Consider the following 12414-nt stretch of genomic DNA (forward strand, 5'->3'; position numbering starts at 1 on the left):
TCAGTCGCCGAGGGTCAGCAGCGACGCGTTGCCACCCGCCGCCGTCGTGTTGACGGTGATCGTCTTCTCCGTCGCGAAGCGCGGCAGGTAGTGCGGGCCGCCGGCCTTCGGGCCCGTGCCCGACAGGTTCTGCCCACCGAACGGCTGCACGCCGACCACCGCACCGATCTGGTTGCGGTTGACGTAGCAGTTGCCGACCTTGATGCGCGACGAAATCTTCTCGATGGTTGCGTCGATGCGCGAATGCACGCCGAGCGTCAGGCCATAGCCCGTCGCGTTGATCGCATCGATCACCGCATCGAGCTGGTCGGCCTTCCAGCGGATCACGTGCAGCACCGGACCGAATACTTCGCGATGCAGCTGGTCGAGCGAACGCAGCTCGTACGCACGCGGCGCGAAGAAGCTGCCGTGCGAGGCGTTCTCGCCGAGCGCGACTTCCGCGATCTTCGCGACCGCTTCCTTGTCCATGCGCGCCGCATGTTCCTTCAGCACGCGCAGCGCGTCTTCGTCGATGACGGGGCCGACGTCGGTCGACAGCAGGCCCGGATCGCCGACCACGAGTTCCGCCATCGCGCCGGCCAGCATCTTGGTGACCTTGTCGGCGATGTCGTCCTGCACGAACAGCACGCGCGCCGCGGAGCAGCGCTGGCCTGCGGACGTGAACGCCGAACCGATCGCGTCCTTCACCACTTGCTCCGGCAGCGACGACGAATCGGCGATCAGTGCGTTCTGCCCACCGGTTTCGGCGATGAGGATGCCGATCGGCGCATTCTCGCGTGCGGCGAGGGCGCGGTTGATCGCGCGCGCGGTTTCGGTCGAACCGGTGAACGCGACGCCGGCGATGCGGTCGTCGCGCGTCAACGCCGCGCCGACGGTCGCGCCGTCGCCCGGCAGGAACTGCAGCACCGCTTCCGGCACGCCGGCTTCGTGCAGCAGCTTCACCGCCGCATAGCCAACGAGGTTGGTCTGCTCGGCGGGCTTCGCGATCACGCAGTTGCCCGCAGCCAGCGCCGCGCACACCTGGCCCATGAAGATCGCCAGCGGGAAGTTCCATGGCGAGATGCAGACGAACGTGCCGCGGCCGGACAGCTGCAGGGTGTTCGATTCGCCGGTCGGGCCCGGCAGCGGCTCGGGCTTGAACAGCGTGCGGGCCTGCTCGGCGTAATAACGCAGGAAGTCGACCGCCTCGCGCACCTCGGCGACGCCGTCCGGAATCGTCTTGCCAGCTTCCTTGCTGCACATCGCGATGTACGCCGGCATGCGCTGCTCGAGCAGGTTCGCGGCGTGTTCGAGAATGGCGGCGCGGCTCGCGGCTGGCGTGGTGTTCCATGCGTCGTGCGCGGCCGTCGCGTTCGCGAGCGCGCGGTCGACGAGCTGCGCGTCCGCGGCGATCCAGTGGCCGACGACTTCGCGGCGATCCGACGGATTCGTCACCGCAATGCGTTCACCCGACGCCTTCGCACCGGCGACCAGCGGCTCGGCGAACCACGGCTGCGACGCCGCCGCATTGACCTGCTCGGCGAGCGCGCGCAGCGCGTCGTCGTTGGCGAGATTCACGCCCATCGAATTGCTCCTGGAATTGCCGTAGCTGCGGTACAGGTCGACCGGCAGCGGGATGCGGGGATGCGGGATCGATTCGAACTGCGACACGACCTCGATCGGATCGCGGATCAGGTCGTCGATCGCGACGGATTCGTCGGTGATGCGGTTGACGAAGCTCGAGTTCGCGCCATTCTCGAGTAGGCGGCGCACGAGGTACGGCAGCAGGTCCTCGTGCGAACCGACCGGCGCGTACACGCGGCACGGCACGTTCAAGCGGTCGGCGGGAATGACTTCCGCGTACAGATCGTCGCCCATGCCGTGCAGCTTCTGGAACTCGAACGCGCGACCGGCGGCCATGCGATGCACGTGCGCGATGGTCTGCGCGTTGTGCGTCGCGAACATCGGATAGATCACATCCGACGAATCCAGCATCTTGCGCGCGTTCGCGAGATAGCTGACGTCGGTGTTCGGCTTGCGCGTGAATACCGGATAGCCCGGCATGCCGTCGACCTGCGCGCGCTTGACCTCCGCGTCCCAGTACGCGCCCTTGACCAGGCGCACCGGAATGCGGCGGCCGGTGCGACGCGCGAGGTCCGCGATGAAATCGATCACTTCCGGGCAGCGCTTGGAGTACGCCTGGATCGCGAGGCCGAAGCCTTCCCAGCCCGCGAGCGACGCATCGGAATACGCGCCGGCGATGACGTCGAGCGAGAGTTCGAGGCGGTCGGCTTCTTCGGCGTCGACGGTGAAACCGATCGCGTACGACTTCGCGAGCTGCGCGAGTTCGAGTACGCGCGGCGTCAGCTCCGCATGCACGCGCGCACGCTTGGCGTGCTCGTAACGCGGATGCAGCGCGGAGAGCTTCACCGAGATCGACGGCGCGCCGAATACCGCGGTCGCGTTCGACGGATCGACCGTACCTTCGCCGCGCGAATGCTTGCCAATCGCATGGATCGCCATGCGGTAGGCATCGAGATAGCGGTCGGCATCGGCCTGCGTCAGCGCTGCTTCGCCGAGCATGTCGAACGAATAGCGGTAGGCCGCGTTGTCGCCCTTGCGCGAGCGCGCGAGCGCTTCGTCGATGGTCCGGCCCATCACGAACTGGTGGCCCATGATGCGCATGGCCTGGCGCACCGCGAGGCGGATCACCGGCTCGCCGACGCGGCCGACCAAGCGCTTGAAGGCGCCGTGCACGTCGCGCTTGGTCTCGTCGGCGAGGTCGACGAGGTGGCCGGTCAGCATCAGGCCCCAAGTCGACGCGTTGACCAGTACCGACGGCGACTGGCCCATGTGGCGCTTCCAGTCGGCGTCGCCGAGCTTGTCGCGGATGAGCTTGTCGGCGGTCTCCGCGTCGGGGATGCGCAGCAGCGCCTCGGCCACGCACATCAGCAGCACGCCTTCCTCGGAGCCGAGGTCGTACTGCCGCATGAAGGCCTCGATCGCGCCCTGGTCGTGCGCGCGGCGGCGGACCCGGGTGACGAGGTCGGCGGCGGTCGCCTTCACGGCGGCGCGGTCGGCCTCCGGTAGGCGGGCCAGCTCGAGCAGGCGGCGGACGTGGGCGGCCTCGTCGCGGACCCAACCGGCGGTGATGGCAGCGCGGGGGCCGGCCGGCGGCGGGGGCAGTTCGGGCGCGATCAGGACGTGTCTCGGCTCGGTGCCGGGCACGAGGGGGGACGGAGTCGACATCGAATCCCAACTACAGCGACGGAAGACGCGTAGTTTAGCGATCGCGTCCGGGCCGGTCGCGGTCGAACACGCGTCGGACGCGGTGTTTGCGACCGTTTTAACTTGCCGGGTGTGGCGCGCAGAGCTAACATTTCGCGGTTTCCGCCATGCTCTGGCCTGGCCAGAAACGCGGGCCACCCTGGTCCGCGAGCGGCTCCCCTCCCTTCCGTCGATCGCGCCGGCGCGCGCGACGCGGGACGGCAGCCGACGGAAATCCGAATCCACGCTAATTTGCCGATCTTTGGGGCTCGATCTGATGAAAGCCGGTCGTATCAAGCAGTGGGCTGCGGGGCTGACCGCCCTCGCCCTGCCGGTCCTCGCCTTTGCGCAGGAAGCCCTGCCCGAACCGTCGGCGCCGCACCGCTGGCAGCTGAACATGCGCGAGGGCGTCACGCAGATCTCGCACAACGCCTATAGCGCGCACATGCTGGCGCTGTGGATCTGCGTCGCGATCGGCATCCTGGTGTTCGGCGCCATGGGCGTGGCGATGTTCAAGTTCCGCAAGTCCAAGGGCGCGGTGCCGGACGTCGACTTCACGCACAGCACCAAGCTCGAGGTCCTCTGGACCGTCATCCCGATCGTGATCCTGGTCGGCATGGCGTTCCCGGCCACGCACAAGCTGGTCAACATGTACGACGTCCGCAAGTCCGAGATGACCATCAAGGTCACTGGCTACCAGTGGATGTGGAAGTACGACTACCTCGGCCAGGGCGTCTCGATGACGAGCCGCCTGAAGCGCGACAGCGACGCGATGCGCCAGAGCGGCAACGTGCCGACGATGGCGTCCCACCCGAACTACCTGCTCGAGGTCGACCGCGAGCTGGTCGTGCCGGTCGGCACCAAGATCCGTTTCGTCGTCACCGCCGACGACGTGATCCACGCCTGGTGGGTGCCGTCGCTGGGCTGGAAGCAGGACGCGATTCCGGGCGAGATCAACGAAGCCTGGGCAAAGGTCGACCAGCCGGGCATCTACCGCGGCCAGTGCGCCGAGCTCTGCGGCAAGGACCACGGCTTCATGCCGATCGTCGTCCGTGCCGTGCCGAAGGCCGAGTTCCAGCAGTGGATCGCCGCGCAGCAGCCGAAGCCGGCCGCCGCCCCGGCCCCGGCCGTTCCGGCTGCAGCGCCCGCCGCGCCGGCGGCCGACGCGCAGCCGGCCACCGCCGGCGCCCCGAACACCGACGCCCCGACCGCTCCGGTCGCGGGCTGATCGCACCGATTTCGCAGAGGTAGTCCCATGGCTGTCACGCATCCCGCCGCCGACCATCACACCGATGAGCACGGCCACCAGCAGGGCTTCATCGAGCGCTGGTTCTTCTCGACGAACCACAAGGACATCGGAACGCTGTACTTGGTGTTCTCGTTCCTGATGTTCATCGTCGGCGCGTTCCTGTCGGTGCTGATCCGTCTCGAACTCGCCAAGCCGGGTCTGCAGTACTTCGATCCGATGCTGTTCAACTCGTTCACCACGATGCACGCGCTGGTGATGATCTTCGGTGGCGTCATGCCGGCCTTCGTCGGCCTCGGCAACTGGATGATCCCGCTGCAGGTCGGCGCGCCCGACATGGCGCTGCCGCGAATGAACAACTGGTCCTTCTGGATCATGCCGTTCGCGTTCACGCTGCTGCTGATGACGTTCTTCCTGCCGGGCGGCGCGCCCGCCGGCGGCTGGACGATGTATCCGCCGCTGTCGCTGCAGGGCGGCTACAACGTCGCGTTCCTGATCTTCTCGGTGCACCTGATGGGCATCAGCTCGATCATGGGTGCGATCAACATCATCGCGACCATCCTCAACATGCGCGCCCCGGGCGTCGACCTGCTGAAGATGCCGATCTTCTGCTGGACGTGGCTGATCACCGCGTTCCTGCTGATCGCCGTGATGCCGGTGCTCGCCGGCGCGGTGACGATGCTGCTGACCGACAAGTTCTTCCACACCAGCTTCTTCAACGTGGCTGGCGGCGGTGACCCGGTGATGTTCCAGCACATCTTCTGGTTCTTCGGTCACCCCGAGGTCTACATCATGATCCTGCCGGCGTTCGGCATCGTGTCGGAGATCATCCCGACCTTCAGCCGCAAGCCGCTGTTCGGCTACCAGGCCATGGTGTACGCGACCGCGTCGATCGCGTTCCTCTCCTTCATCGTGTGGGCGCACCACATGTTCACCGTCGGCATGCCGCTCGGTGGCGAGATCTACTTCATGTTCGCGACGATGCTGATCGCGATCCCGACCGGCGTGAAGGTGTTCAACTGGGTCACCACGATGTGGCGCGGTGCGCTGTCGTTCGAAGCGCCGATGAAGTGGGCGATCGCGTTCGTCATCCTCTTCACCATCGGCGGCTTCTCGGGCCTGATGCTCGCGATCGTGCCGGCGGACTTCCAGTACCACGACACCTACTTCGTGGTCGCGCACTTCCACTACGTGCTGGTGACCGGCGCGCTGTTCTCGATCATCGCGGCGGTCTACTACTGGTGGCCGAAGTGGACGGGTCGCATGTACAGCCAGGCGCTGGCGAGCTTCCACTTCTGGTGGACGGTCCTGTTCGTCAACCTGCTGTTCTTCCCGCAGCACTTCCTGGGCCTGGCCGGCATGCCGCGCCGTATCCCGGACTACAACGTCGTGTTCGCGGACTGGAACCTGGTGAGCTCGATCGGCGCGTTCGGCATGTTCGCCACGCCGTTCATCATGCTCTTCGTCCTCTGGCACTCGAAGAAGTACGGCGAGCTGGCGACGGCGCGCGTGTGGGAAGGCGCGAAGGGCCTGGAGTGGACCGTGCCGAGCCCGGCGCCGCACCACACCTTCACCGTCCCGCCGGTGATCCGCGACGGCGACCTCGCCCACGGCGACATCACGCACTGATCGTCGCGAGCGCACGCGCATGACCGGCCCCAACACGCCAGCACCGAACGACGACGTCCGCATTGCGCGGGCGCGTCGCACGGCGCTGTGGTTCGGGCTGGTCGCGGTCGCCGTGTTCTTCGGTTTCATCGCGTTCACCGCGCTGACCCGATGAACGCCGCAACGCGCAATTCCGGCTGGGGCAAGCTGGTGGCGGTGTCGCTGCTGGCGTTCGGCTTCACCTTCAGCTTGGTGCCGCTGTATCGCATCGCCTGCGAGAACGTGTTCGGCATCAAGCTCGCGCAGGGCCCGCAACGCGAAGGCGGAGCGGGTGCCGTGGGCGCGCGCTGGGTGACGGTCGAGTTCGACGGCAGCGTCAACTCCAAGCTCGACTGGCAGTTCCATCCGAACGCGCAGTCGATGCGCGTGCAGGTCGGCAAGCCTTACGAGACGACGTACTTCGCGAAGAACGATGCGCCGCGCCCGATCGTTGGCAGCGCCGCGCCTTCGGTGGCGCCGTCGCGTGCGTCGAAGTACTTCGTCAAGACCGAGTGCTTCTGCTTCACCGCGCAGACGCTCGCCGCCGGCGAGTCGCGCGAGATGCCGGTGCGTTTCATCGTCGACCCGGCGCTGCCGCCGGACATCTCGACGCTCACGTTGTCCTATACCTTCTTCCGCAACGATACGTTGACCGCACGCCTGGGCCCCGCGCCCGCCGACGTCGGCGCGGCACCGTGACGGAACCTTGAATCACGACCTACGGAACGCCGACATGGCCCACGCCCATCCGACCGATCGCAACGTCTACTTCGTGCCGCACAGCAGTCGCTGGCCGTTCCTCGGCTCGATCGCGCTGTTCGTCACGATGATCGGCTTCGCCAGCTGGCTCAACGAGGTGAGCTGGGGCCGCCTGGTGTTTCTCGTCGGCGTCGCGATGGTGCTCGCCGTGCTCTTCATGTGGTTCGGCGACGTCATCCGCGAATCGATCGGCGGCAACTACAACCGCCAGGTGGACGTCTCGTTCCGCATGGGCATGGTGTGGTTCATCTTCTCGGAAGTGATGTTCTTCGCCGCGTTCTTCGGCGCGCTGTTCTACACCCGCCAGTACGCGCTGCCGTGGTGGGGCGGCGAGGGTGACGGTGCGGCCACGCACGCGCTGCTGTGGGACAACTTCAGCGCCGGCTGGCCGAACAACGGCCCGGGTTCGGTGGGCGGTCCGTTCCGCACGATCCCGGCGTGGGGCCTGCCGCTGATCAACACACTGATCCTGCTGTCGTCGGGCAGCACGGTGACCGCCGCGCACCACGCGCTCAAGGCAGGCCACCGCAAGTCGCTGCTGTTCTGGCTGGGCCTGACCGTGCTGCTGGGCTGCCTGTTCCTCACGTTCCAGGCGCACGAGTACGCCGAGGCCTACACCAAGCTCAACCTGACGCTGGGTTCGGGTATCTACGGCTCGACGTTCTTCATGCTGACCGGCTTCCACGGCCTGCACGTCACGCTCGGCACCATCATGCTGGCGATCATCTGGCTGCGTTGCGCCAAGGGCCACTTCGATCGCGACAACCACTTCGCGTTCGAAGCGGTGGCCTGGTACTGGCACTTCGTCGACGTGGTGTGGCTCGGCCTCTTCCTGTTCGTCTACGTGCTCTAAGCGCGCCAACGCAGGATGCGACGACGGGCCGGCGCTTGCCGGCCCGTTGCGTCTGGGGCACCGCGGCAGGCGTCAGGGCGAGGGGTTGGATCCGACGCCGTGCAGGTCGATCCAGCCCATGTAGGCGGCGAAGGCGACACCCAGGAACAACACGACCGAGAGCACGATGCGGCGGGTCAACGCGTTGACGGTGCGCTTGCTGCCGCCCTTGTCGACCAGCATGTAGTACAGGCCCGCGCCGAGGTTCCAGATGATCGCGATCAGGAACGCAATGACGATCAGCGTTTTCAGCGAATGGCTCACGCGCGACTCCATCGGGTTGCGGACGCGGATGCGTCGCCGCGCATTATCGCGCCAGGACATCGTGCTGTCGTGAGCCGCCGCGCGACCCTCGTGATCGGTTGGACGCTCGCGCTGCTCGCCAGTGCCGGGTTCGCCCGCCTCGGCCTGTGGCAGCAGCATCGCGCGGTCGAAAAGGAGCATCTGCTGGCGCAGGTCGGGCAGGTGCTCGGCAAGCGCGAGGCGATGCCGTTGTCGACCGCGAACGACGCGGCGCGCGCGACCGCCTACGACTGGGCGCAGGGCCGCGGCCGTTTCCTGGACGCGCCGCCCTTCATGCTCGACAACCAGCAACGCGAGGGGCGCGTCGGCGTGCACGCCTACGCTGCGTTCCAGCCGGACGCGGGTGCGCCGCTGCTGGTCGACCTCGGTTGGTTGCCGATGGGCAACGATCGCGTGCTGCCGAAGATCGCATTGCCGCAGGGCGACATGAGCGTGCGCGGCCTGCTGGTGCCGCCGCCGTCCGCGGGCCTGCGCATGGGCGCGCCGATGGCGCGGCAGGGCGATGCGTGGCTGGTCGTGCGCCTCGAGCCCGCCGTCGTCGCAAAGGAATTGAAGCTGCCCGCGCTCGCACCGCGTGTGCTGCGCCTCGATCCGACGCTGCCGATCGGCTACACGCGTGATCTCGAACTGCTCGTCAACACGCTTCCGCCCGACCGTCATCGCGGCTACGCCGTGCAGTGGTTCGGGCTCGCGCTCACCGTGCTGGTGATCGCCGTCGTCCTCACTTTCCGCCGGAGCCGCCGATGAGCGACCACGCCCCGACCGATCCGCAACGTCGTCGCAATCGCATCACCCTGATCGCGATCCTCCTGCTGTTCTTCGGATCGATGCTGATCGCCGGGCTGCTGCGCTTCGCCGACATCCATCCGGCGGCGACGAAGCAGAAGGGCGAGCTCCTCGATCCCTACGGCGACCTGCGCGACGCGCATCTGCGCGACCTCGACGGTCGCCCCTACGCGTGGGCGCCGATCAACCGCATCTGGCGCATCGTCGTGCCGGCACCGACCGAATGCGACGACACGTGCCGCCGTCGCGCGCACGACATCGGCGTCGTCTGGGAAGTGCTCGGCAAGGACGCGCAGCGCGTCGACATCCTCTGGTGGTGCGGCACCGCGACCTGCGCCTGGCCGCAGGGTCTGCCGGCGCCGACCACCCTGCGCGTGATCGCGGCCGATCCGGCGCGCGCGCGGCTCCCGCGGGTGGACGCGGGCGGCGGGCTGCCGGTATACGTCGTCGATCCGAACGGATTCGTCGTGCTGCGCTACGCACCCGACACCGACCTCGCGGGCCTGCGCGAGGACCTCACCCGCCTCCTGAAGCTGCAGTGACGCCCATGGGCTCGACTCCGCGTTCCGATTCGGTTCGTCCGACGTATCGTCACTTCCATCGCATCGCGTGGCTGGCGACGACGCTGGCGCTGTGCGTGATCGTCTTCGGCGCGTTCGTGCGCCTGTCGAACGCCGGCCTCAGCTGCCCCGACTGGCCGACCTGCTACGGCCGCGCCGCATGGCCGACGCACGCCGCCGACGTCGCGCAACATGCGGCCAACGCGATCCGCGTCGCCGAGCCGGACAAGGCCTGGCGCGAGCAACTGCATCGCCATCTCGCGGCGTCGCTCGGCGCGCTCGTGTTCGTGCTCGCGCTGATCGCTGCGCGCCGTCGGCCCAAGGGCATCGCGCAGGTGCTCGCCGCGGGCGTGCTCGTCGGCATTTCGATTCCGCTGTACATGCACGCGCAGTACGGCGTCGCCGCGGCGCTCGCGATCGCCGGCGAGCTGATCCTGCTGGCGGCGGCGATCCGCTGGGACAACAGCGATCTTTCGCGCGTGTCCGCGCTCGCGTTGATGACGATCGTCTTCCAGGCGCTGCTCGGCATGTGGACGGTGACATGGCTGCTCAAGCCGATCGTGGTGATGGGCCATCTGCTCGGCGGCCTCACCACGTTCGCGCTGCTGCTGTGGATGGCGTGGCGCGCGACGGACCTTCCCATCCGACTCGCAGAGGCAACGCGCCTGCAGCGCCTGCTCGCGATCGGGCTCGTGCTGCTCGGCCTGCAGATCGCGCTCGGCGGCTGGACGAGTTCCAACTACGCCGCGCTCGCCTGCGGGAACGATTTTCCGAAATGCGTCGGCCAGTGGTGGCCGCCGACCAACTTCCACGAAGGCTTCGTGCTGTGGCGTGGCGTCGGTGTCGACTACGAAGGTGGCGTGCTCGACGGCGCATCGCGCATCGCCATCCAGATGGCGCATCGCATGATGGCTGGCATCGTCTTCCTCTACCTGCTGTGGTTGGCCGTGCGCTTCCTGCGCATCGCTGGCATGCGCGGCTGGGGCACGTTGCTCGCGCTGCTCACGCTCGCGCAGGTCGCGCTCGGCATCGCGAACGTGAAGCTCGGCCTGCCGTTGCACGTGGCCGTCGCACACAACGCCGGCGCCGTGTTGCTGCTCGCCACGCTGGTGACGTTGCTTGCGCGCATCCGCGCCCCGCGGGTGTGACGATGCACGACCGGAGCCGCCGATGACCGCGACCCTGCGCCAGTACTTCGCGCTCACCAAGCCGCGCGTGGTCGCGCTGATCGTGTTCACCGCGCTGGTGGGCATGTTCCTCGCCGTGCCCGGCCTGCCGCCGCTGCGCGAATCGGTGATCGGTTTCCTCGGCATCTGGCTGGCGGCATCGTCCGCGGCGGCGATCAATCAGCTCCTCGATTCGCGTATCGATGCGAAGATGGCGCGCACGTCGTGGCGCCCGATCGTCGTCGGCCAGATCACGCACGCGCGTGCGCTCGTGTTCGCGCTGATCCTGGCGGCGCTGTCGATGGTGTTGCTGGTCGTTTTCGTCAACACGATCACCGCGGTGCTGACATTCGCCTCGCTGATCGGCTATGCGGTGATCTACACCGTATTCCTCAAGCGGGCGACGCCGCAGAACATCGTCATCGGCGGCATCGCCGGCGCGGCGCCGCCGTTGCTCGGTTGGGCCGCGGTCACCGGCATGCGCGGCGACTGGGACTGGGCACATTCGCTGCTGCTCGTGCTCATCATCTTCGTGTGGACGCCCCCGCACTTCTGGGCGCTCGCGATCTTCCGTCGCGACGACTACGCGCGTGCGCTGGTGCCGATGCTGCCCGTCACGCACGGCGTCGAATACACGCGCTGGCAGATCCTGATCTACACGGTGCTGCTGGTCGTCGTGACCGTGCTGCCGTGGGCCGCCGGCATGAGCGGCCTGTTCTACCTCGGCGGCGCGCTAGTCCTCGGCGTCGTGTTCCTCATGCACGCCTGGCGCCTGATGAACCCGCCGGACGAGCTGTACGCGATGAAGGTGTTCAACTATTCCATCGTGTACCTGATGGCGCTGTTCGCGTTTCTGCTCGTCGACCACTGGCTGCTGCCGTGGCTCGAGCCGACGTCGTCGATGGTGTTCAAGCAGGTGGGTTGAAGGCTGCGGCGCTCGGCCGCATGTCGACGCCATCGCTTCGATGGATCGATCGCATGCAACCTCGTCGCCTCATCCGTGCACTCATCGCGTCGGTCGTTCTGACCTTCGCGTTCGCCGCGTCGGCCACCGCGCCGGACCGTGCCATCGCCCGTGCTGCCGACGCAGCCGTTCAGCAGGCACAGGGCCATCGACTCGTCCTGCTCGCCGATGTCCACGGGACGCGCGAGATCCCGCTGCTGGTCGGCGACGTCGTCGAACGCCTCGCCGCGCACGAGCCTGTCCTGCTCGCGCTGGAGATGCCGAACGAGGAACAGGCGTCGCTCGATGCGGCGCTCGCCGCGACCGATGCCCACCGTGCGCGCGACGTCCTGCTCGCACGTGCGTGGTGGCAACGCAGCACCGACCAGCACGACGGCCGCCGTAGCCTCGGCATGCTCGATCTGATCGAGCGCGTGCGCCGCCTCAAGCACGCGGGGCGCGACGTCGCGCTGCTGGCCTACGACGTGAGCACCGGCGACACGCCATCCGAATCGAGCGGGCGCGACGGCGTGATGGCCGAGCGCATCCGCGCGGCATACACCGCGAACACTGCGCGTCGCATCGTCATGCTCACCGGCAACTTCCATGCGTTCCTGCGCATCCCGTCGTACATGCGGGCGCCCGTAGCCATCACGACCGCGGGCATGAAGCTGGCCGATCTGCAGCCGGCCTCGATCGCAATCGGTGCCGCATCGGGCGTCGGTTGGGGCTGTATGCACGACGTCTGCCGCGCAATGCCTGCGCCGCCTGCGAGCGCCCACCACGAACGCGAATACACAGGCGCCGTCGAGCTGCCGCGCATGAGCGTGGGCCGCCTGGTGACCGTCCCAACGCATTGATCGACC

General features: G+C 67.7%; 12 protein-coding genes. 10 read left to right on the top strand and 2 right to left on the bottom strand.

Going from position 1 to position 12414, the window contains the following annotated elements; genetic code table 11:
- A complete protein-coding gene (putA, locus tag EVS83_RS07165) occupies window positions 1-3228 on the bottom strand; it encodes a bifunctional proline dehydrogenase/L-glutamate gamma-semialdehyde dehydrogenase PutA (RefSeq protein WP_133500358.1) in 3228 nt (1075 codons plus the stop codon).
- Between the two features lie 295 nt (window positions 3229-3523).
- Between putA and coxB the strand changes: the two genes are divergently transcribed.
- Genes coxB through EVS83_RS07185 form a run of 5 tightly spaced genes read left to right on the top strand, consistent with a single transcriptional unit; the run spans window position 3524 to window position 7751 of the window.
- The gene (coxB, locus tag EVS83_RS07170; RefSeq protein WP_133500359.1) at window positions 3524-4474 is read left to right on the top strand and encodes a cytochrome c oxidase subunit II; all 951 of its coding nucleotides are present in this window, start codon (window positions 3524-3526) and stop codon (window positions 4472-4474) included.
- 27 nt (window positions 4475-4501) lie between these two features.
- The gene (ctaD, locus tag EVS83_RS07175) at window positions 4502-6121 is read left to right on the top strand and encodes a cytochrome c oxidase subunit I (RefSeq protein WP_133500360.1); all 1620 of its coding nucleotides are present in this window, start codon (window positions 4502-4504) and stop codon (window positions 6119-6121) included.
- Window positions 6122-6140: 19 nt separating this feature from the next.
- The gene (locus tag EVS83_RS16155; protein ID WP_281275105.1) at window positions 6141-6275 is read left to right on the top strand and encodes a hypothetical protein; all 135 of its coding nucleotides are present in this window, start codon (window positions 6141-6143) and stop codon (window positions 6273-6275) included.
- A complete protein-coding gene (locus EVS83_RS07180) occupies window positions 6272-6838 on the top strand; it encodes a cytochrome c oxidase assembly protein (RefSeq protein WP_133500361.1) in 567 nt (188 codons plus the stop codon). Before EVS83_RS16155 ends, EVS83_RS07180 begins: the two co-directional genes overlap by 4 nt.
- A gap of 34 nt (window positions 6839-6872) precedes the next feature.
- A complete protein-coding gene (locus tag EVS83_RS07185; RefSeq protein WP_133500362.1) occupies window positions 6873-7751 on the top strand; it encodes a cytochrome c oxidase subunit 3 in 879 nt (292 codons plus the stop codon).
- A 72-nt stretch (window positions 7752-7823) separates the two neighbouring features.
- Here EVS83_RS07185 and EVS83_RS07190 read toward each other — a convergent pair whose 3' ends face one another.
- On the bottom strand, window positions 7824-8054 hold the full coding sequence (locus tag EVS83_RS07190) for a twin transmembrane helix small protein (RefSeq protein WP_133500456.1): 231 nt from the start codon (window positions 8052-8054) through the stop codon (window positions 7824-7826).
- 69 nt (window positions 8055-8123) lie between these two features.
- On the opposite strand from EVS83_RS07190, the gene EVS83_RS07195 reads away from it, so the two are divergent.
- Genes EVS83_RS07195 through EVS83_RS07215 form a run of 5 tightly spaced genes read left to right on the top strand, consistent with a single transcriptional unit; the run spans window position 8124 to window position 12408 of the window.
- Window positions 8124-8840 (top strand): SURF1 family protein, encoded by a 717-nt coding sequence (locus tag EVS83_RS07195; RefSeq protein WP_133500363.1) that lies wholly within the window; start codon window positions 8124-8126, stop codon window positions 8838-8840.
- Window positions 8837-9421 carry a hypothetical protein gene (locus EVS83_RS07200; RefSeq protein WP_133500364.1) on the top strand — a complete coding sequence of 195 codons (585 nt, stop codon included), beginning with the start codon at window positions 8837-8839 and terminating at the stop codon, window positions 9419-9421. Before EVS83_RS07195 ends, EVS83_RS07200 begins: the two co-directional genes overlap by 4 nt.
- A gap of 5 nt (window positions 9422-9426) precedes the next feature.
- Window positions 9427-10587, top strand: a complete 1161-nt coding sequence (locus tag EVS83_RS07205) for a COX15/CtaA family protein (RefSeq protein WP_133500365.1) — start codon at window positions 9427-9429, stop codon at window positions 10585-10587.
- Between the two features lie 22 nt (window positions 10588-10609).
- Complete coding sequence (locus EVS83_RS07210) at window positions 10610-11530, top strand: heme o synthase (RefSeq protein ID WP_133500366.1); 921 nt, start codon at window positions 10610-10612, stop codon at window positions 11528-11530.
- A gap of 53 nt (window positions 11531-11583) precedes the next feature.
- On the top strand, window positions 11584-12408 hold the full coding sequence (locus EVS83_RS07215; protein ID WP_133500367.1) for a calcium-binding protein: 825 nt from the start codon (window positions 11584-11586) through the stop codon (window positions 12406-12408).
- Window positions 12409-12414 lie beyond the last annotated feature (6 nt).

The sequence above is a fragment of the Cognatilysobacter terrigena genome, from assembly GCF_004361065.1.
In the GTDB taxonomy this organism is placed as follows: domain Bacteria; phylum Pseudomonadota; class Gammaproteobacteria; order Xanthomonadales; family Xanthomonadaceae; genus Cognatilysobacter; species Cognatilysobacter terrigena.

What these genes read in the sequence shown, in the direction of transcription:
- putA (WP_133500358.1), bottom strand. Translation starts at nt 3,228, where the DNA reads ATGTCGACTCCGTCCCCCCTCGTGCCCGGCACCGAGCCGAGACACGTC.
- coxB (WP_133500359.1), top strand. Translation starts at nt 3,524, where the DNA reads ATGAAAGCCGGTCGTATCAAGCAGTGGGCTGCGGGGCTGACCGCCCTC.
- ctaD (WP_133500360.1), top strand. Translation starts at nt 4,502, where the DNA reads ATGGCTGTCACGCATCCCGCCGCCGACCATCACACCGATGAGCACGGC.
- EVS83_RS16155 (WP_281275105.1), top strand. Translation starts at nt 6,141, where the DNA reads ATGACCGGCCCCAACACGCCAGCACCGAACGACGACGTCCGCATTGCG.
- EVS83_RS07180 (WP_133500361.1), top strand. Translation starts at nt 6,272, where the DNA reads ATGAACGCCGCAACGCGCAATTCCGGCTGGGGCAAGCTGGTGGCGGTG.
- EVS83_RS07185 (WP_133500362.1), top strand. Translation starts at nt 6,873, where the DNA reads ATGGCCCACGCCCATCCGACCGATCGCAACGTCTACTTCGTGCCGCAC.
- EVS83_RS07200 (WP_133500364.1), top strand. Translation starts at nt 8,837, where the DNA reads ATGAGCGACCACGCCCCGACCGATCCGCAACGTCGTCGCAATCGCATC.
- EVS83_RS07205 (WP_133500365.1), top strand. Translation starts at nt 9,427, where the DNA reads ATGGGCTCGACTCCGCGTTCCGATTCGGTTCGTCCGACGTATCGTCAC.
- EVS83_RS07210 (WP_133500366.1), top strand. Translation starts at nt 10,610, where the DNA reads ATGACCGCGACCCTGCGCCAGTACTTCGCGCTCACCAAGCCGCGCGTG.
- EVS83_RS07215 (WP_133500367.1), top strand. Translation starts at nt 11,584, where the DNA reads ATGCAACCTCGTCGCCTCATCCGTGCACTCATCGCGTCGGTCGTTCTG.